This window comes from Candidatus Electronema sp. PJ (assembly GCF_048287395.1).
In the GTDB taxonomy this organism is placed as follows: Bacteria; Desulfobacterota; Desulfobulbia; order Desulfobulbales; family Desulfobulbaceae; genus Electronema.
The window spans coordinates 1-17,687 of sequence record NZ_JBLWEO010000082.1; the positions used below are offsets into that span (position 1 = coordinate 1).

Below are 17,687 nucleotides of genomic sequence, written 5' to 3' on the forward strand. Positions count from 1 at the left end.
CCCCGTATGAAGATGTCAATAAGCCGCAGTAATTGCATAAAACAGGCCGCAACTTAAACCGCCTTGGGCGGTTCACCTTACCAAGCCTCCGGTTTTACCGGAGGTGCTTGACTAAGCAGGCAGTGTTAACAGGCCCTAGTTCTTCAGATAATCCTGGACATGCCCAATTCATAACAGCATCTTCGGAGCCTTACGACTGGAGAAATCCGCAGAATGAAAATTTGTGGCAGGGCGTCGGCGGAGTGAACAATCCTTGTCCGGCGGGCTTCAGAGTGCCAACGACTGACGAATGGCAGGAGGAAATAGATTCTTGGATATCAAAGGATCCTTCCGGTGCTTTTGCGTCACCTTTGAAACTGCCATTAGGAGGCTATCGGGTTGAAGTAACAGGTTCTCCCTCCATGCCTGCTTACACAGGCAGCACCGCTTTCTACTGGAGCGGCACGGCCAACGGCAGCTATGCCTACGGTCTATTTTTAATGATTAACAGTGGGTCTGATGCAGTGATGGATAGGTGGAACAGGGCAAAGGGAGGCAGCGTCCGCTGCATCAAAGATTAAATTACAACCTGCCTCCACCCCGGCCTCACTGCCAGGGCAAGTGCTACCGCTAAGAGCGCAACACTTGCCCTGATCGGCGATCAGCATCCCAAGAACGGGCAGGTGATAATGACTCTTAAGCAAGAGGTCTATAGCTCTATCATAGACCCCATTGCCGCTTCCTTCTCACAAATACGGATTGCTCCGCCCCTCTTTGCCAATGGTAGATTTCGAGCCACCGTAGCCGTGTCCTGGCCAAACCGTGGTTTCCGGCGGCAAGGTCAGCAGCCGTTCGCTGATGGAGTGTGAAAGCTCGCGCATAGAGCCGCCAGGGAAATCTGTTCGGCCTACGCCGCCGACAAAAAGGGTGTCACCGGTGAAGCAATCCGGTGCGTGGTACAAGCAGATGCCGCCCGGCGTGTGGCCAGGCGTGTGAATCACGGTCAAACTCTCTTCGCCGATGCTGATCAGATCGCCATCCTCGACTAAGATGTCTGCTGGCGGTGACTCAGGCAAACCGAGCTGGGCAAAATAGCTACGCGCCTCTGAACTGTTGAAGAAGAGGACATCAGCTCGGTGCATAACGATCTTTGCCCCGGTTGCCTGCTTGAGCGGCCCATTGCCGCAGACGTGATCAGGATGGCCGTGGGTGTTGATGAGATAGAGCACTTCCAGCCCACTCTTTTTACAGGCGGCCAAGATGTCGGCCTCGTCCCCACCAGGATCAATAATCGCGGCCTTGCCGGTTTTTTCGCAGGAGACAAGGTAGCAGCAGACATCCATCATGCCGACAATCAATTGCTGTATCTTCATAACACGATCCGGGAGATTTCAGAGAAGAGAGTCAGGAGCTGCTCGCTCCTGACTAGGCAAAATTCAGCAGGCGCAGGTGGAGCTTTTCTCCGGCGCACAGCTGCTACCGCAGCCACAACCGCAGGCAGAAGAGCTGGCCATGTTGAGACCGAGACCTTTGGCGGGCATTCGTTGCTCGACAGCAGACACTACAGCGGCAAAGGCTTTGATTGCTGGGCTGTCGGCGTTGGAAGAGAGGTAAGGCTGGCCGCTATCGCCGCCAACAACCACGCGGGGATCCATCGGTATTCTGCCAAGGAAGGCTAGATCAAAGTCGCGGGCTGTTTTTTCGCCGCCACCAGTGCTGAAGATATCCACAGTCTCGCTGCAATGCGGGCAAACAAAGCCCGACATATTTTCCACCAGCCCGACGATAGGCATCTTCACGGTCTTGCAGAAATTGATCGACTTGCGCACGTCTGCTAAGGCCACGGCTTGAGGGGTAGTCACGACCAAAGCCTGGACATTGGGCATGGTTTGGGCCACTGAGAGTGGTTCATCGCCAGTACCTGGAGGCGCATCAACCACCAGGTAATCCAGCTCGCCCCAATCCATGTCCGCAACAAACTGGCGGATGGCCTGGATTTTCAGCGGCCCGCGCCAGATGATCGCCTCGTCGCGGTCTTTCATCATATATTCGAGCGAGACCACCTTGACCTTGCCGTTATAGAGCAGCGGTGCCACGAGGTCATTTACCTTCTGCACTGGCTCCAAACTGCCTGTGAGGTTGAGCATCCGGCAGACATCCGGGCCGTGTAGATCAACGTCCATTAGGCCGACCTTCCAGCCGCGCTCGGCTAGCCCAAGGGCGAGATTGACCGCCACTGTGGACTTGCCGACCCCACCCTTGCCACTCATCACCAGTATCTTATGCTTGATTTTACCGAGCGATTTGGTGATGGCAATATCCTGCTGGGCAAGATGCGCCTGCGCATCAGAAGGTTGCGATCCACAGCTGGACTTGCTTTTGCTGCTGCAAGAACCACTTTTGCATGAACTCATGTTCTGTCCCCCTCGGTTAGTTGAACATCATTGTGCAACCGCTGGCGATTGCAGATATTTAAACAGATCGGCATTCGGTGGCAGTACCAGTGAGGTGTTGCCACCAAGGATGCTCTGATAGCTCTCCAGGCTTTTGAGGAAGAAGTAGAACTCCGCATCGCTGCTGTAGGTCTCGCCGTAGAGCTTGGCTGCCTCAGCATCTGCCTTACCTCGGATTTCCGTGGACTGCCGCTTGGCCTCAGAGGTGATCTCCTTCAGCTCACGCTCCACTTTGCCGAGGATTTCTGCTTTACGGCCTTCACCTTGCGAGCGTTTCTCAGCAGCAATCCGCTTCCGCTCGGAGATCATCCGGGTATAGACTTTTTCCCGCACTGAGTCAATATAGTTGACCCGCTTGAACATGACATCAATCAATTCAATGCCGTACTTGGTCGCTGCCTCAGAGGCCTTACCCAGCACCATTTTGCTGATTTTGTCCCGGCCCTTTTCGGGCGGCTTGACCATATCAGCGGCAGAGGTCGTTTCAACGGTGTATTGCTGACTCCAGTCTGAAGAACGGATGATCTCAATCAGATCGTGCTGATTGACCAGATCGCGCACTGCCCCGTTAATAATGTCATCCAGCAGGGTTTGCGCACGGATTTCCGTGCCCACGGCCTGGAGGAAGAGGAGCGCATCCTTAATCCGCCAGCGGGCCGTGTTATCCATATAAATAAACGTCTTGTCATTGGTTGGGATCTGATTTGGGTCTCCGTCCCAGATCAAAATCCGTTTTTCAAAGAGCTGCACCCGCTGAATAAATGGTGTTTTTATCTTCAGCCCAGCCTCGGTGACTGGCGTACCCACTGGCGCGCCGAGCTGGGTGATGACCGCCTGCTTGCCTTCTGGAAGGATATAGAAGCCATCCAGTACCATGACTATAGCCAGCCCTGCTAAGAGCAGGTACAGTCCATTCAGAATTTGTGTTTTTTGCGTGAGCTGGCTCATTTGGTCGTGCTCTCCTGGGGAATGAGGGGGGGCTGGGTCGCTGGACTGGTCGGCGGTAAGACATTGCTGCCTGGGCCGTTCAGATTGAGGAAAGGCAGCACAGGATTGTCCATAATATAGACTTGCTTCACCTGCGGCAGAATGCTCTGCATGGTTTCTAAATACATACGCCGCCGGGTGACATCTTTGGCCTTCTCGTATTCAGTGGCAATAGCCTTGAAGCGGGTAGTTTCGCCTTTGGCATCATTGAGCCGCTGTACTGCATAGCCGTGGGCCTCTTCAATCATCTGTTTCGCCGAACCACGGGCCTTGGGAATGACTCGGTTGTACTGCTCCTCAGCCTCGTTGACCAGCCGCTTCATGTCTTGATCCGCCTCGTTGACCTCATTGAAGGCAGGCTTGACCGCATCGGTCGGCGTGATGTCCAAAAGCTGAAGGGTGACAAGTTCCACCCCGCTTTCCAGTTTATTAAGGTCACGCTGGAGTTCCTGCCGGGCCATGTCAGCCAGGGTTGCCCGGTTGCCGAGTACGTAGTCGAAATCCATGTTGCCGACAATGCGCCGGATAACGGTTTCCGAATTATCCCGCACCGCCTGGGGCACATCGCTCACCTTGAATAGAAACATGACCGGATCATTTATTTTGTATTGGACAATCCAGGCTACCTCAATTACATTCTTATCGCCAGTGAGCATCAGGGATTCATTCTCATAGCCCTTCTTGTCAAAGACCGAATTCTGCCCTGGTGTCTTGGTACGGAAACCGAATTCTTCTTTACGGACACTGGTCACATCCACTCGGATGACATCTTCCATAAAGGGAATCTTGAAGTTAAGGCCTGGCTCGGCAGTGCGGCTGTATTTGCCAAAGCGGACAACTATGCCTTGCTGCTCCGGCTCAATGGTGTAGAAGCAGGCCAAAACTCCGCGTAGCAGCACAATCGCTGCTACGATCAGCGCGATTTTGCCAGCGGCAGCCTGATATCCGAGATTATTATCCGGGCCGGTTTCTTTTGGCGGTTCCTCGCCTTCCTTTTTGTTCTTGTTCTGGTCGTTCTGCTCTTCAAAAAAATCGCGTATTTTTTGAATCAGATCAGCCAGTAGGTCTTCCGGCCCTGCTGGTTTCTTCTTCTTGCCCCAGGGGGACGATGTGTTCATGGGCATGACATGCCTTGCGTAGTATGATGTTGATGGATAGGTTCGGTCTATTTAAATCGGTGCGGGCCAGTCTTACAAGCATTTTCGGAATGCCAGTAGCCAGGAGAGGATAATCAGAGACAGCGCGATGAAAAAAAAGAGGTTTTGGAGACTGCGGCGGCTGCCCTGCTGATCAAGACCGGCGACGCGCAGGAAGAAGCCGCACAACAACCCGCAGGCGAGGCCAAAGAGGTGTGCGCCGAGGTCAGTACGCCCACCTTCGTTGCCAGATCCGAGCATTGCCAGCAGACTGGCTCCTGCTCCCAGCGGTAAGAGGAGGTGGCGGATCAATGAGCCACCTCCCCAAAGCTGTCGTCCGCAGAAAATGCCAATAGCAGCGAAGACAGCAGTGGAAAAACCGACAGAGTAATGGGGATCAGTGCGTAGGGCGATGTTAAGGAAGTTGGCAAGGAGGGCGGAGAGCAGCATGGCTAGCCAGGCTGTGCCAGAGCCAAGGGTCTTGCAGAGCAAATGGGCCATCACGCCGCCAATCACACAGTTGCCAACGAGATGGCCTTGATCAGCATGAAGCGTCAGGGCGGTAATCAGCCGCCACCACTGGCCCTGCTCTATGATGGCCTGGCTGCTCACGGCTCCGGCTGCAAACCAAGGGCTGGCAGCCAGCCAGGGGCCGCTGATGGTGTGGAGCAGAATCAGTCCGCTCAACATCAGCAGAGTGAGCCAGTTGCTACTGCGGACAAAAGGGAGCACCTGATCAGCAGGTGGTGGCCAATTGCGGTTTTCTTCGCGAAAGTCCTGGAGTTCGGCGATTGCTCGCGTACTGTTATTCCGGTGTACCAGAATTACGCCGCTGCGTCGATCTACCTGATGCGCGATGCCTATCGCGCTCAACATCAGCGAGCAGTCGCGCAGCTCTACTGGGCCAATCTTGGCCGCTAGTACCCAGGTAACGGATGGCTCAGAGAGAGGACTTAAGTTCATGCGACACACAGTAAGCGTGCGCCAGGGAGGAGTCAAGAGGGAGAGCTACTTACTACTACGAGAGGGATTAGTGCAGAAGCATCTAAAATGATTACGGGTTGTCATTCCAGTCGCAGGGAGGCAGTTCATTGCATTCATCTAAACCTGCCAACTATCCTTAACTCGACATGAAAAATCAGCAGGCGGAAGCGGTCTTGTGCGTCGTTGATTCTTTCCTGCAACGGCCTGATTTCTTCCTGCGGGAGCCTGAGATGAAAAAACAATAGCCTGCGATTTCATCGCAAGTCGCCGCGATAAAACCTCGGCTCCTCGATTTTTTCCTGCAACAGCTTGCGACAACAAACCGCACCGCTGATTTTTTACCGCAAGGCACCGATGGGTTACATTCATCCTTCCGTCATGCTTTTTTGCTCACATGAACAGCCGCTTCAGCGTCCTGCCTGAAAGGGGAGAACGAGGCGAAAGCCCAAGTCGTCGCGGCGGTCGCCTGGCGTGTGCATAAAGCGTACCCTCGCTCGCATGAGTCTGAACAAGGATCCCCCTATTCCTACCGTCCGCCGCGTACCAAACGTACCGCGAAGCCGTTGCCTCTGCCGCCGCGGTAGAAGTCGTAGAAATGGCCGAGGTTAAAACTGACACCCCACGCGCCATTTAATCTGTCAATAGATGGTGACGAAGACCAGAAAGGAATTGCTTTAGTATTCGGAAAAGCCTGATGGTTGATTGTCGGTTTCTCCGTCCCATCGTGACATTCGTCATTTTTATCTTTCCCGGTGCTACAATATACCAACGTTTTCAGCTCGACAATGTTTGGCAGCCGCCAGTCAGAATATCTTGAGTATTTAAAATTTTTGAAGTGCTGAAACGCCTCATCCCATGTATATTTTTCCGTCTCACCTTTTTCACAGTTCACGCCGGACAAACCTTCTGAACAGCGTTTCCACATCAAACCACTTTTCGTGTCGGTGATCGTGCCATCGCCATGATCAATATAGTGCCCGATAGTTTTTTCTTTTTTCGAGTCGGCATCTTGGCGCGGTTTTTCTATAGGCTGCAATTGCTTATCACCGCCATCGCGTTGCAGAAAACTCAAATCCGTTTTGGCACTGCTCTCAATCTGCTGAACGCCGTTTTCCTGCAACGCTTTCGGCACGAGCAGAAAATCGCCCATCTCATGCCCGGTCATCTTGATGTCGCCGTAAAGCGGGGTCTGTTCCGCATTCAAGATAACTGGCCGCTTGATCCGGTCAAAGAGGCTGTCGCCGTCCAGAATCTCCTTGTTTTCCCGCAGCACCTCCAGCAACGCCTTGGCAAAGACCGAATGACCGCTGCCGCCGCCGTCCGCAACCGGCTCCTCGCCACCTGAAGTCAACGCGGTACGCGACCGCTTCGCCTGCATCCGCTTCAGCCATTCATCGCGACTGGCTGCGGCAGGAAGCCTTGCGCCGGAATCCCGCATCAGCAGGCTGCCGGAATAGCAGGAGTCCGCGACAATCAGCACGTGCCGGGAGCAGACAGCCTTGAGCAGCCGGGAAATTTCGTCGGTCGGAAGCCAATAGACATCGTTATCCTTCTCCGCATCCACCGGCTGCCAGTAGCCGGTGCCGGTCACGTTGTCCAAATAGCCGTGTCCGGCGTAGTAAATCAACAGGCTGTCGCGCTCGTCAGTCATGGTTTTGCGCAGCTCAGACAGGGCCAGCTTGATTTCGTCCCGGTCCTTGTCCAAAAGCAGCTTCACCGAAAAGCCGTACTGCTGCTCCAACACCTCGGCAACATCTTTCGCATCAGCCAGCGGGGTCTCCAGCTTGCTGAGATGGCGATAATTTTGATTGCCGATCACCAAGGCGCGAAAGCGGCCAAAGCCGGAATCCGCCTGCGCCGCCGCAGGCAGCATGGCCAGCGCAATCAACAGCAGCAAGCGTCTTCCGCACAGCTTCATTTCTCTGGCCTCCGCAACGATTCAGCAGCCTGCTCAGTTTTCACAGCCTCCTCTTCATGGCCATTTTTCCGCAGCAGCTCGGCCAGCAGATCAAGGTGCTTTGCCTTGTCTTCCTCCTTGCCGTACAAAACCGCCAGCTTTGCCATTGAGAGAGCCTCGCCGATGCGATGTTCCTGCCGCAGCAGCTTGGCGATGTTTCCCATTGTCTCGGCTGCTTCCGCCAGCGTAATGCCTGGCTTGTCCAGCTTTTTCCATTCAAATTCAATGATGCCGCGCATGACGGTCGTCTCGACTGTTCTGCTGTCGCTATTGCCGGTCAACTCCTTGAGTTCTTGCTGAAGAAACTGCGGCTCGCCCCTCCATAGCATGATGCCGATGATCGCCGTGCCGAAGAGGGCAAAATAGGTTCCGGGTAGCAGGTTCGTGAAGGCCAGCTTCACTCTGCCTGCTTCCGCGCTGGCTGAACCTGCGTTGTCCACAGTTTTGCCCTTGCTTCCACTAGCATTGCTAAACAGCCGGAACCCCAGCCAGATGGACAGCGCACCGACCGTCAGCACAGTCAGGCGATACAGGGCGGCATAAATCAGAAATCCGGCGGGAACAGTCATAATCGTTTTCACAAGTTAAACGAGAAGGGAGAGAAACAAAAAAAGCCGCCCCTTGAGGGACGGCCCTTGCTCATCGCTGCTCCGGCTGAGTGCTACAGCTGCCTCGAACACCGCTCCGCCGCCGCGATTCTGGCCATCGCCCGCTGCAAGGCCGACGCAGCTTGGACGCGGCTGACGTTCTCGTCGTGCGCCTGCTGCTGCGCCAGACTTTTTTCCGCCCGCTCCTTGGCCAGCAGAGCGCGGGGCACGTCAATATCATGGCCGTATTCGGCAATCTCCACCAAGAACGTGACGGTGTTGTCCGAGACCTCGGCAAAACCGCCGCTGACCATCAGATACTTCAGTTCTTTGTCCTTTTTGTAGTGCAGGACACCGGTTTTGACCGTGGTCAGAAAAGGAGCGTGATTTGCCAGAACACCGAATTCGCCGTTGGTGCCGGGCGCAGTAACAATATCCACATCCTCGCTGACCACTGGCCCGGCGGGTGTCACTACTTCCAGATGAATCTGTGCCATTGTTCGTTACCTCTGCCTGGAATTATCCTGCACGGATCAGGCTGCTGCTTTTTCTGCTGCATCCTGCTTGGCTGCTGCTTTTTCTGCTGCGGCTTTCTCCACCGCCTCCTCAATGCTGCCTACCATGTAAAAGGCGTTTTCTGGCAGATCGTCGTGCTTGCCGTCAAGGATTTCCTTGAAGCCACGCACCGTGTCTTCAACTTTCACATATTTACCATCCATGCCGGTGAACACCTCGGCAACATGGAAAGGCTGGGAGAGGAAACGCTGGATTTTGCGGGCGCGACCAACCAAAAGCTGATCGTCCTCAGACAGCTCATCCATACCGAGAATGGCGATGATATCCTGTAATTCTTTATACTTCTGAAGCGTAACCTGTACCCGACGAGCGGTCTGGTAATGCTCCTGGCCGACCACGTTCGGGTCAAGAATGCGCGAGGTGGAGTCGAGCGGATCAACTGCCGGGTAAATGCCCAGTGCCGCGATCTGGCGGGAAAGAACAACCGTGCCGTCGAGATGAGCGAAAGTGGTGGCCGGAGCCGGGTCGGTGAGGTCGTCGGCAGGTACATAGACGCACTGCACCGCAGTGATCGACCCTTTGGTGGTCGAGGTGATGCGCTCCTGCAAGGCACCGAGGTCTGTTGCCAGCGTCGGCTGATAACCAACTGCGGACGGAATGCGGCCCAACAGGGCGGAAACCTCCGCTCCGGCCTGGGTGAAGCGGAAAATGTTGTCCACAAAGAAGAGCACGTCTTGGCCCTCCTCGTCGCGGAAATACTCGGCGGCAGTGAGGCCAGTCAGGGCGACGCGGGCACGCGCTCCCGGCGGCTCAGTCATCTGACCGTAAACCAGCGCGGCCTTGGGCAGAACGCCAGACTCCTTCATCTCCATATACAGGTCGTTGCCCTCGCGGGTGCGCTCGCCCACGCCGCAGAAGACCGAAATGCCGCCGTGCTGCATGGCGATATTGTTGACCATCTCCATCATGATGACCGTCTTGCCGCAGCCTGCGCCGCCAAAGAGGCCCATCTTGCCGCCGCGCGGGAAGGGCACGAGCAAGTCAAGCACCTTGATGCCGGTTTCCAGCACGTTGACCTCGGTGTCCTGCTCAGTGAACTCCGGTGCGGCGCGGTGAATCGGCATGGTTTTTGAATTATCAATCACGCCGAGGCCGTCAACCGGGCGGCCCACCACGTTCATGATCCGGCCCAAGGCAGGCGCGCCGACCGGAATGGAGATCGGCTTGCCGGAGTCGCGGCAGGCCATGCCCCGCACCAAGCCGTCAGTCTGATCCATGGCGATGCAGCGCACCACGTTATCGCCCAGATGTTGGGCCACTTCAATGACCAGATTTTCCTTGGTGTCGTCGATGCCCGGATTGGTTACAAACAGGGCACTCATAATGTCAGGCAGCTCGTTCGCCTTGAATTCCACGTCAACGACAGGCCCAATCACCTGTATAATTTTGCCAGCTCCCATTTTCTACCAGCCTCCCAATATCTTCAGCAGTCTCTGCGTAATTTTATCTGTTCTGTCAGCCTTTCAGTGCCTCGGCACCGCCGACGATATCCATCAGGTCGCCGGTGATGGCTGCCTGGCGGGCCTTGTTGTATAGCTGCTTCAGCTCCTTGATCATATCGCCGCAGGCTGTGGTTGCGTTATCCATCGCTGTCATCCGAGCTGCCTGCTCGCCTGCGCCGACCTCCAGCATGGCGTGAAAGACCTGCACATTCAGATACAGGGGCAGCAGGGTCTCCATGATCTCGGCAGGAGTCGGCTCAAAAATGTACTCAACCGGATTGGCCTCCTCCGCTTCGTCTTTTTCTGCCGGACTAATCGGCAGCAGAGTTTCCTGCGTCGGCACCTGCGCGGCCAGCGACTTAAAGCGGGCATAAACCAACTCTACTTGATCAACCGTCTTGCTGAGAAATTGCTGGGCCGCGTCTTCAGCGATTTCACGGGCGTTAAACATTTGGAAGGTGCCCATGATATCCATGACTGACCGCCGAACTTTACCTGACCGTTTGAAGGCCCGCGTTGCCTTGTTGCCGACCGTCACCAGCGTAACCTTTTTGCCCTCGCTCTCATACTGGGCGATCAGCTTTTGGGTCTTGCTGATGACGTTGGCGTTGAAGCTGCCGCACAGCCCCCGGTCAGAGGTGATAACCACCAACTCGATGTTCTTCACCTCGTGGGCTTCCATCAGTGGCTGGCCGCTACCTGCGCCGCCGGAGAGCTTCTGCATGGCTTCGGCAAACTTGCCTGCATAAGGCCGAAACGCCTCCATCCGCAGCTGAGCACCACGCAGCTTGGCCGAGGCAACCATGTTCATCGCCTTGGTGATCTGCGAAGTCTTGGAAACGCCTTCTATCTTGTTCTTGACTTCCTTTAATCCTGGCATGGTGATCCGTATCCTGGGTTAATCCAGGCCTCAGTTCAGACCGTTAGCTGTTTTGAAGGTGCTGCCAAAAGTCTTCAGCGTGGCTCTGATCTTATGCTCCAGCTCAGGAGAAATCGCCTTCTTTTCCTGCAGTTCAGCAAAAATCGCAGGCTCGTTCAGCTCAATGTAGCCATACAGCTCCTGCTCGTAGTTGGCGAGCAGATTGACTGGTAGTTCATCCAAGAATCCCTTGGTGCCTGCAAAGATGATCGTGACCTGCTTCTCCATCGGCAGAGGCTGATACTGCGGCTGCTTGAGGATTTCCACTAACCGCGCGCCGCGCGTCAGCTTGGCCTGGGTTGCTGCATCCAAGTCAGAACCGAAACCAGCAAAAGCCGCCAGTTCGCGGTACTGGGCAAGATCAAGTCGCAGGGTGCCAGCCACCTGCTTCATGGCTTTGACCTGCGCTGCACCGCCGACGCGGGATACCGAAATACCAACGTTGATGGCCGGACGAACACCGGCGAAAAAGAGGCTTGGCTCCAAGAAAACTTGGCCGTCGGTGATCGAAATAACGTTGGTCGGGATGAAGGCGGACACGTCGCCAGCCTGGGTCTCAATGATCGGCAGGGCAGTCATCGAGCCTGCGCCGAGCGCATCGCTCAATTTGGCGGCCCGCTCCAGCAGGCGGGAATGGTTGAAAAAGATGTCGCCAGGATAGGCCTCGCGTCCGGGCGGACGGCGGAGCAGCAGGGACAGCTCGCGGTAAGCAACCGCCTGCTTGGACAGATCGTCGTAAACAATCAGCGAGTGCTGGCCTTTATCGCGGAAATATTCAGCCATCGCGCAGCCGGTCATGGCCGAGACATACTGCATCGGCGCGGGATCCGAGGCGCAGGCGGCAACCACAGTGGTGTACTCCATCGCCCCGTGCCTGCGCAGAGCCTCGACCACCAGCGCAACGGTAGATTTTTTCTGGCCGGTAGCGACATAGACGCAATGCACACCCGTGCCTTTCTGGGCGATGATCGCATCCACGCAAAGCGCGGTCTTACCGATCTGGCGGTCGCCGATGACCAGCTCGCGCTGGCCGCGCCCGACCGGGGTCATCGCGTCAATCGCCTTGTAGCCGGTGTAGCACGGCTCATGCACGCTTTTGCGGGCGATAACACCAGGGGCAACAACCTCCATCTTGCGGGTCAGCTTGGCGTTGAGCGGCCCTTTGCCGTCAATAGGCTGACCAATGCCGTCAACTACGCGGCCTTCCAGCTCCGGCCCGACCGGCACTTCAGCGATTCTGCCAGTACGGCGCACAATGTCGCCCTCTTTAATGTTGCGCACGTCGCCCATGACCGCCACGCCGACGTTGTCCTGCTCAAGGTTGAGAGCCAGCCCCATGATCTTACCAGGAAACTCAAGTAGCTCCATGGCTTGGCAATTTTCCACACCATACACGCGGGCAATACCGTCGCCCACCGAGATAACCGTGCCGGTTTCCTTCAGGTCTATGCCGCTCTTGTAGCCAGCGATCTGATCCTTGATGATCCGGCTGATTTCTGAGGCTTTAATCTGCATCTTGACTATTCTCTCCCCTTGATAGATTCTTTTAATCCATTAAGCTGTGTGCGGATGCTTCCGTCGAGCACCAGATCGCCGACCCTGGCCACCATGCCGCCGATAATTGAGGGATCGACCTGCGTTTCAAGAAGTATCTTATGACCTGTAATTTTCTCCAGCGTGGCCCGAATTTTCGCCAACAGAGCTTTGTCTAATTTGACAGCAGACGTAACCCAGCCGTGGCTGATGTTCTCCTCCCGCTCCATCATTTCCCGCACTTGATCCGCGACTTCCGGCAGCACGGACACCCGCTTTTTCTCCACCAGCAGATGAAGGAAGGCCCCCAGCAAGGAATCCGCGCCTGCTGACTCCGCGATTCCGGTCATAACCTTCAGCCGGATCTCGATCGGATACAAGGGATTAGTTAGCGCGTCAGCGACTCCCAGTTCGGGTTTGACAAAAAGATCGGCAATAGCTCTGAGTGCTTGCGCATAGGTATCTACCGTACCGTGCTCCTTACCCAGGGCAAAGATCGCCCTAGCGTACCGTTTGGCTAAAATGATCTGTTTCATCACTGCGCCGCCCTTGTAAGATACTGTTCAATAATCATAACCTGATCCTTTGGAGTCAAATTTTTCAGGATCAGTTGTTCAGCCATTGCTGCTGCCTGCTCTGCCACTTCATCCTGAAGATTGCTCCGGGCTGCTGCTGCCGCTGCTTCCACCGCAGCCTCAGCTTGCCGCCGGATGTCCCGCGCCGCCGCTTCAGCTTCGGCAAGAATACGGTGCCGCTCCTCTTTGGCCAAGTCTATCGCTCGCTGAACGGTCAGCTCAATTTCTGCCTCCATGCCTTCCAATCGCGCTGAAAATTCCTTGTAGGAACGCTCGGCTTCGTTGCGTTTAGCCTGGAGTTCTTGCAGCTCGGCCTCAATGGCCTTGCGGCGGCTGCCTAAGCCTTCGACAATAGGTTTGCCTGCAAATTTAACCAGCAGAAAGACTAAGGCGGCAAAGTTCAGGGTGCGCCAAAGAAGATCTTTTAATTTTTCGCCAGTAATCATCGGTGCCACATGCCCGCCACCGTGACCTTCTCTGTGCGCAGCCTTAGCACCCGCATGGGCATCATGACCGCCATCAGTCTGATGTGTTTCCTGAACAGCAGCCTGCTCATGACTTGCTGCCCCATGCTCTTCAGCGAGGACCGCTCCTGCTGCTCCAGCGCAGAGCCAAACCGCAGCGAGCAGCGGCAAAATTTTTTTAACTTTCATGCCCGCACGCTCCTTCCCAGAATTTTGGCCGCCATGTCCTGGGCAACGCTGTTGATATCATCTAGCAACTCCCGGCGGGCTACATCAAAACTCGCCCGAATCTCGGCAAGCTGCTGCTCTTTCTCGCTGTCAGCCTCAGCGCGGATGGCGGCAATTTTCTCCGCTCCGACCGTCTCGGCCTCACTTTTCGCTGTATCTAAGGCTTTTTTAGCCTTGATGCTGGCTTCGTGCATTTTTTTGTCCACCAGTGCTTGATGGTCACGGGCCTGCTGCTCGAAATGTTCCACGTCACCGGTCATGGCATCCTTGTTTTCCTGTCGCTTATCCATAATCGCCAGAATAGGCTTATACAGAACCCGGTTCAGGACGACCATCAGCACGATCATATTGATGATGTGGATAAAGACTGTACTGTCGATGGAGATCATATGTAACAGCTCCTAGTGCGCCGAAAAAATCGCAGCCTAACCCGGTGGCTGCTTTGATTAATTTGATTGTCACTTACTACCAAGAAATGCAGGGCTATGTCAAATCTTTTTTACCGATCAGCGGCAAGGGAAGAATACAGCTCGTTTGCCAAGGAATTTGGCTCGACCAGAAAGGAGTTGGAGTCGGCAAAAGAGGAGTGTGGCTTGGCCAAACTGCTTTCCTGCCGAGCCGCAAAGGAGTTTGGCCGACTTCAACTCCTTTCTTAGTCGGCAAGACTCCTTTGCGGCTAACCAGAACTCCTTTGCTACTCGGCCAGACTCCTTTTCTGCCGAGTAGAACTCCTTTCCAACTCGGCAGAACTCCTCTTTTGCCGAGTAGAACTCCTTTGCAAACGAGCAAGAAAGGAATATTAACTGATAGTTACGTTAGAAAAACCGCGACAGAAGAAAACGGTTTGCTCTCCGCTGCAACCTGATTCTTGACTTCTGCAAGAGATCTACTATGGTTTAAGCAGTGGAAAAAGAAAAAAAGGTTCAACTTTTGCAGCCACACGACTATAATGGTCTTATGAATTGTCAACCTCGCTCAAACAGCGGCGCGGCATGACTCCGCTGCGGCTGATCATTCTTGCCGGGCTGATTTATATCGCCTGGCTGCTGCTGCGCCGTCAGCTCCGCGACAAGATTCAGGCGGAACTTTTTCAGCAGCAGCAAGAACAGGAAAAGAACGAGACCGCCGAGGACGTGCTAGTGGAAGATCCGGTCTGCCGTGTACTGATTCCCAAGCGGCAGTCTGTTCGGCTGCGTCATAACGGTGAAACGTATTATTTTTGCAGCGATGCCTGCTGCGATACATTTATTAGCAAGAAGGAAGGAGCACAGCAATGAAATTTTTTATCGACACAGCCAATATCGACGAAATTAAAAAAGGGCTGGATATGGGGATGGTTGATGGCGTGACCACTAATCCCTCTCTCATCTCGAAAGAACAACGTCCGTTCGCCGATATTCTTGCCGATATATGTGCCTTAGTTGATGGGCCGATCAGTGCTGAGGTAATCAGCTTAGATGCTGATGGCATGATAACTGAGGCCCGCGAGCTGGCCAAACTGCACAAAAATATCGTGATTAAAGTGCCAATGACTACAGACGGCCTCAAGGCAGTTAGGCGACTGGCAGCGGAAGGCATTAGAACCAACGTCACCTTGATCTTTTCAGCTGCTCAGGCTTTGCTGGCAGCCAAGGCAGGAGCAGCTTATGTCAGCCCCTTTGTTGGTCGCCTGGACGATATTTCTCAAGATGGCATGACCTTGGTCAGCGACATCATGACTATTTTCCGTAACTATAGTATGAGAACAGAGGTCATTGTTGCCTCAGTGCGCAGCCCTATGCACGTCATCCAGTCCGCACTGATCGGAGCGGATATCGCCACAATCCCCTATAAAGTCATTGCCCAGCTGGCCAAGCATCCGTTAACTGACATCGGCATGGAGCAATTTCTTGCCGATTGGGAGAAACGGCAAAAATAACCGAAGAGAGGCGTTCCGTCCATGCGAACCTGTATATTGTGCTGCATTGTTGCCGTGTCGAGCCTGCTCTCCCACGCGGGACAGGCGCAGGGCGAAATTTGCAAATACACCGATGCGCGGGGTGTGGTGCATTACACCAACGTGCCTGGAGAAAAACGCTGCAAGCCTTTAGATTACGCTATCTTTTCTCAAAAGCAGCCCTTGCCCCGACTTATGATCACCTCTGCGCCTGGCGTGCGCAGCATCGACCGCCGGATGCTCCGCTTTGGCAGACCTGCTCAGGCGCAGCGAAGCAGCTTCGACTATCATATTCAGCAAGCTGCCCGGGTGTATCAAGTTGACCCGATGCTGATTAAAGCGGTCATCAAGACAGAATCTGGCTTTAACCGCTATGCGGTTTCCTCCAAAGGTGCTCAAGGGCTGATGCAACTAATGCCCGGCACTGCTCGGTATCTCAATGTCAATGACCCCTTTGACCCTTGGCAGAATATCTACGGTGGCACTCGCTACCTCCGGGAGATGCTCGACAACTTCAATGGCGATATCAATCTCAGCTTGGCAGCCTACAATGCTGGTCCAAACAGGGTGTTGCGGAGTGGTGGCATGCCCCGGATACCAGAGACAATTGACTATGTGGGTAAGGTAATCCGAGAGTACCGCAGTTACCAAGGTGGCGGCTACTATTCCTATGCACCGCTGAAGAACAGCATCCGAGTGCGGCAGTTAGTGACGGTCAACTGAATGCCAGAGGAATGGAAGCAGCTTTTTTTTTGGACAAGCTGAATCAAAAAGTTGAAACCGTCCTTGCTTTTTTTTCACCTTCTGCGCTATATATATTTACATAGTTTATGTGGTGCGAGTCGGGAGCAGTCTGAAATAGAAAAAATGACGACCTAAACATGGCAAAAAAGGAAATCCCCATAGTCGGCATCGACATCGGCTCCCATGCGGTAAAAATATGCCAGGTGGAGCGAGCTGGCAAGAATGGCTATCAGCTCTTGGCACTGGGAGCTGCCGCTCTTTCCCCAGGTGCGGTTGATGATGGGGTACTTCAAGATACTGAAGACGTATCAGCAGCTATTTCTGAGCTTCTCAAGAATCTAAAAATCAAAAATAAACGGGTGGGTCTTTCCATTTCTGGCTACTCGGTGATCGTCAAAAAGATCAATATAGACATGGAAAGCGAAGAGGCCCTTGAAGAGCGGTTACATCAGGAAGCCGAGCAATACATTCCCTTTGACATTAACGAGGTATATATTGATCATCAGGTGATCAAAGTTGCTAAGAGCGAAACGGAACGTAGCGAGGTCATGCTGGTGGCAGCCAAGAAAGAGGTGGTTGATAGCTATCTGGAGATGCTCCAGGCACTGAAGCTCCTGCCTGTATTGGTCGATGTCGATGGCTTTGCCTTGGAGAACATTTGGAACACCATAGCGGGCAGCGAGAAGAATGTCTGTCTAGTTGATATTGGAGCATCCAAGATGAATATCAACATCATCGCGGGTGGCACCTCGGTGCTGGCGCGGGACGTGGCAACAGGCAGCGACAAGATTAGCCAGGAAATTGCTGACACGCTGGATATCGACTACGAGGTGGCGGAAAAGATCAAACTAGGCCGCCAGCAAGTCAAGGAAGAGGAGATGGAGGCGTTGCACGACATCTTCACTCGCATCTGCACTCGTTGGGTACTAGAGATCAAAAAGGCTATTGATCTGTATGGTAATAATAATCCGGGCAGACCATTGGTCTCTCTCGTCCTCAGCGGTGGTGGTTCGAAAGTCCGAGGACTGCGGGATTATCTGACCAAGGAGACAGGGTTGGAGGTCATCGCTTTCAATCCTTTTGAAGGTATGAAAATCCATAAGAAGATCGACATGGAATACCTCAAGGTGGCGGCTCCTGAAATGTCCATAGCCACTGGGCTGGCTATCCGTCCAGCGGAGTTTTGA

The 17,687-nt window shown here is 54.3% G+C and carries 20 protein-coding genes; 6 read left to right on the plus strand and 14 right to left on the minus strand.

The genetic code is table 11. The annotated features are described in order from the left end of the window. Positions 1 to 107: 107 nt before the first annotated feature. Positions 108 to 560: a hypothetical protein gene (locus ACNKIB_RS12975; protein ID WP_417910989.1), complete on the plus strand. Its 453-nt coding sequence runs from the start codon at positions 108 to 110 to the stop codon at positions 558 to 560. A gap of 165 nt (positions 561 to 725) precedes the next feature. Here ACNKIB_RS12975 and ACNKIB_RS12980 read toward each other — a convergent pair whose 3' ends face one another. The 14 genes from ACNKIB_RS12980 to ACNKIB_RS13045 form a co-directional block, all read right to left on the minus strand. Continuing rightward, positions 726 to 1,352, minus strand: coding sequence for an MBL fold metallo-hydrolase (locus ACNKIB_RS12980; RefSeq protein WP_417910990.1), 627 nt, complete (start codon positions 1,350 to 1,352; stop codon positions 726 to 728). A 63-nt stretch (positions 1,353 to 1,415) separates the two neighbouring features. After that, positions 1,416 to 2,393, minus strand: a complete 978-nt coding sequence (locus tag ACNKIB_RS12985) for a P-loop NTPase (RefSeq protein ID WP_417910991.1) — start codon at positions 2,391 to 2,393, stop codon at positions 1,416 to 1,418. A 27-nt stretch (positions 2,394 to 2,420) separates the two neighbouring features. Next, positions 2,421 to 3,380 carry a protease modulator HflC gene (hflC, locus tag ACNKIB_RS12990; RefSeq protein ID WP_417910992.1) on the minus strand — a complete coding sequence of 320 codons (960 nt, stop codon included), beginning with the start codon at positions 3,378 to 3,380 and terminating at the stop codon, positions 2,421 to 2,423. Beyond that, complete coding sequence (gene hflK, locus ACNKIB_RS12995) at positions 3,377 to 4,537, minus strand: FtsH protease activity modulator HflK (RefSeq protein ID WP_417910993.1); 1,161 nt, start codon at positions 4,535 to 4,537, stop codon at positions 3,377 to 3,379. Before hflK ends, hflC begins: the two co-directional genes overlap by 4 nt. Positions 4,538 to 4,609: 72 nt before the next feature. Beyond that, positions 4,610 to 5,518 carry a rhomboid family intramembrane serine protease gene (locus tag ACNKIB_RS13000; RefSeq protein ID WP_417910994.1) on the minus strand — a complete coding sequence of 303 codons (909 nt, stop codon included), beginning with the start codon at positions 5,516 to 5,518 and terminating at the stop codon, positions 4,610 to 4,612. A 547-nt stretch (positions 5,519 to 6,065) separates the two neighbouring features. After that, positions 6,066 to 7,457 (minus strand): DUF1566 domain-containing protein, encoded by a 1,392-nt coding sequence (locus ACNKIB_RS13005; RefSeq protein ID WP_417910995.1) that lies wholly within the window; start codon positions 7,455 to 7,457, stop codon positions 6,066 to 6,068. Continuing rightward, positions 7,454 to 8,065 (minus strand): hypothetical protein, encoded by a 612-nt coding sequence (locus tag ACNKIB_RS13010; RefSeq protein WP_417910996.1) that lies wholly within the window; start codon positions 8,063 to 8,065, stop codon positions 7,454 to 7,456. The genes ACNKIB_RS13005 and ACNKIB_RS13010 overlap by 4 nt, the downstream gene beginning before the upstream one ends. Before the next feature lie 92 nt (positions 8,066 to 8,157). Continuing rightward, a complete protein-coding gene (locus ACNKIB_RS13015) occupies positions 8,158 to 8,580 on the minus strand; it encodes a F0F1 ATP synthase subunit epsilon (RefSeq protein WP_417910997.1) in 423 nt (140 codons plus the stop codon). A gap of 36 nt (positions 8,581 to 8,616) precedes the next feature. Beyond that, positions 8,617 to 10,059, minus strand: a complete 1,443-nt coding sequence (gene atpD / locus ACNKIB_RS13020; protein ID WP_417910998.1) for a F0F1 ATP synthase subunit beta — start codon at positions 10,057 to 10,059, stop codon at positions 8,617 to 8,619. 55 nt (positions 10,060 to 10,114) lie between these two features. Continuing rightward, complete coding sequence (atpG, locus tag ACNKIB_RS13025) at positions 10,115 to 10,981, minus strand: ATP synthase F1 subunit gamma (protein ID WP_417910999.1); 867 nt, start codon at positions 10,979 to 10,981, stop codon at positions 10,115 to 10,117. Positions 10,982 to 11,011: 30 nt separating this feature from the next. Beyond that, positions 11,012 to 12,535 (minus strand): F0F1 ATP synthase subunit alpha, encoded by a 1,524-nt coding sequence (atpA, locus tag ACNKIB_RS13030; RefSeq protein ID WP_417911000.1) that lies wholly within the window; start codon positions 12,533 to 12,535, stop codon positions 11,012 to 11,014. 5 nt (positions 12,536 to 12,540) lie between these two features. Next, positions 12,541 to 13,089 (minus strand): F0F1 ATP synthase subunit delta, encoded by a 549-nt coding sequence (locus ACNKIB_RS13035; protein ID WP_417911001.1) that lies wholly within the window; start codon positions 13,087 to 13,089, stop codon positions 12,541 to 12,543. Further along, on the minus strand, positions 13,089 to 13,781 hold the full coding sequence (locus ACNKIB_RS13040; protein ID WP_417911002.1) for a hypothetical protein: 693 nt from the start codon (positions 13,779 to 13,781) through the stop codon (positions 13,089 to 13,091). Before ACNKIB_RS13040 ends, ACNKIB_RS13035 begins: the two co-directional genes overlap by 1 nt. Continuing rightward, complete coding sequence (locus tag ACNKIB_RS13045; protein ID WP_417911003.1) at positions 13,778 to 14,209, minus strand: ATP synthase F0 subunit B; 432 nt, start codon at positions 14,207 to 14,209, stop codon at positions 13,778 to 13,780. Before ACNKIB_RS13045 ends, ACNKIB_RS13040 begins: the two co-directional genes overlap by 4 nt. Before the next feature lie 96 nt (positions 14,210 to 14,305). Between ACNKIB_RS13045 and ACNKIB_RS13050 the strand changes: the two genes are divergently transcribed. The 5 genes from ACNKIB_RS13050 (at position 14,306) to pilM (ending at position 17,687) form a co-directional block, all read left to right on the plus strand. Further along, positions 14,306 to 14,476: a hypothetical protein gene (locus ACNKIB_RS13050; RefSeq protein ID WP_417911004.1), complete on the plus strand. Its 171-nt coding sequence runs from the start codon at positions 14,306 to 14,308 to the stop codon at positions 14,474 to 14,476. Between the two features lie 336 nt (positions 14,477 to 14,812). Beyond that, the gene (locus ACNKIB_RS13055; protein ID WP_417911005.1) at positions 14,813 to 15,097 is read left to right on the plus strand and encodes a YHS domain-containing protein; all 285 of its coding nucleotides are present in this window, start codon (positions 14,813 to 14,815) and stop codon (positions 15,095 to 15,097) included. After that, positions 15,094 to 15,738: a fructose-6-phosphate aldolase gene (gene fsa / locus ACNKIB_RS13060; RefSeq protein WP_417911006.1), complete on the plus strand. Its 645-nt coding sequence runs from the start codon at positions 15,094 to 15,096 to the stop codon at positions 15,736 to 15,738. The genes ACNKIB_RS13055 and fsa overlap by 4 nt, the downstream gene beginning before the upstream one ends. Before the next feature lie 21 nt (positions 15,739 to 15,759). Next, positions 15,760 to 16,479, plus strand: coding sequence for a transglycosylase SLT domain-containing protein (locus tag ACNKIB_RS13065; RefSeq protein WP_417911007.1), 720 nt, complete (start codon positions 15,760 to 15,762; stop codon positions 16,477 to 16,479). Positions 16,480 to 16,637: 158 nt separating this feature from the next. Next, positions 16,638 to 17,687, plus strand: coding sequence for a type IV pilus assembly protein PilM (gene pilM / locus ACNKIB_RS13070; RefSeq protein WP_417911008.1), 1,050 nt, complete (start codon positions 16,638 to 16,640; stop codon positions 17,685 to 17,687).

What these genes read in the sequence shown, in the direction of transcription:
- ACNKIB_RS12980 (WP_417910990.1), bottom strand. Translation starts at nt 1,352, where the DNA reads ATGAAGATACAGCAATTGATTGTCGGCATGATGGATGTCTGCTGCTAC.
- ACNKIB_RS12985 (WP_417910991.1), bottom strand. Translation starts at nt 2,393, where the DNA reads ATGAGTTCATGCAAAAGTGGTTCTTGCAGCAGCAAAAGCAAGTCCAGC.
- hflC (WP_417910992.1), bottom strand. Translation starts at nt 3,380, where the DNA reads ATGAGCCAGCTCACGCAAAAAACACAAATTCTGAATGGACTGTACCTG.
- hflK (WP_417910993.1), bottom strand. Translation starts at nt 4,537, where the DNA reads ATGAACACATCGTCCCCCTGGGGCAAGAAGAAGAAACCAGCAGGGCCG.
- ACNKIB_RS13000 (WP_417910994.1), bottom strand. Translation starts at nt 5,518, where the DNA reads ATGAACTTAAGTCCTCTCTCTGAGCCATCCGTTACCTGGGTACTAGCG.
- ACNKIB_RS13005 (WP_417910995.1), bottom strand. Translation starts at nt 7,457, where the DNA reads ATGAAGCTGTGCGGAAGACGCTTGCTGCTGTTGATTGCGCTGGCCATG.
- ACNKIB_RS13010 (WP_417910996.1), bottom strand. Translation starts at nt 8,065, where the DNA reads ATGACTGTTCCCGCCGGATTTCTGATTTATGCCGCCCTGTATCGCCTG.
- ACNKIB_RS13015 (WP_417910997.1), bottom strand. Translation starts at nt 8,580, where the DNA reads ATGGCACAGATTCATCTGGAAGTAGTGACACCCGCCGGGCCAGTGGTC.
- atpD (WP_417910998.1), bottom strand. Translation starts at nt 10,059, where the DNA reads ATGGGAGCTGGCAAAATTATACAGGTGATTGGGCCTGTCGTTGACGTG.
- atpG (WP_417910999.1), bottom strand. Translation starts at nt 10,981, where the DNA reads ATGCCAGGATTAAAGGAAGTCAAGAACAAGATAGAAGGCGTTTCCAAG.
- atpA (WP_417911000.1), bottom strand. Translation starts at nt 12,535, where the DNA reads ATGCAGATTAAAGCCTCAGAAATCAGCCGGATCATCAAGGATCAGATC.
- ACNKIB_RS13035 (WP_417911001.1), bottom strand. Translation starts at nt 13,089, where the DNA reads ATGAAACAGATCATTTTAGCCAAACGGTACGCTAGGGCGATCTTTGCC.
- ACNKIB_RS13040 (WP_417911002.1), bottom strand. Translation starts at nt 13,781, where the DNA reads ATGAAAGTTAAAAAAATTTTGCCGCTGCTCGCTGCGGTTTGGCTCTGC.
- ACNKIB_RS13045 (WP_417911003.1), bottom strand. Translation starts at nt 14,209, where the DNA reads ATGATCTCCATCGACAGTACAGTCTTTATCCACATCATCAATATGATC.
- ACNKIB_RS13050 (WP_417911004.1), top strand. Translation starts at nt 14,306, where the DNA reads ATGTCAAATCTTTTTTACCGATCAGCGGCAAGGGAAGAATACAGCTCG.
- ACNKIB_RS13055 (WP_417911005.1), top strand. Translation starts at nt 14,813, where the DNA reads ATGACTCCGCTGCGGCTGATCATTCTTGCCGGGCTGATTTATATCGCC.
- fsa (WP_417911006.1), top strand. Translation starts at nt 15,094, where the DNA reads ATGAAATTTTTTATCGACACAGCCAATATCGACGAAATTAAAAAAGGG.
- ACNKIB_RS13065 (WP_417911007.1), top strand. Translation starts at nt 15,760, where the DNA reads ATGCGAACCTGTATATTGTGCTGCATTGTTGCCGTGTCGAGCCTGCTC.
- pilM (WP_417911008.1), top strand. Translation starts at nt 16,638, where the DNA reads ATGGCAAAAAAGGAAATCCCCATAGTCGGCATCGACATCGGCTCCCAT.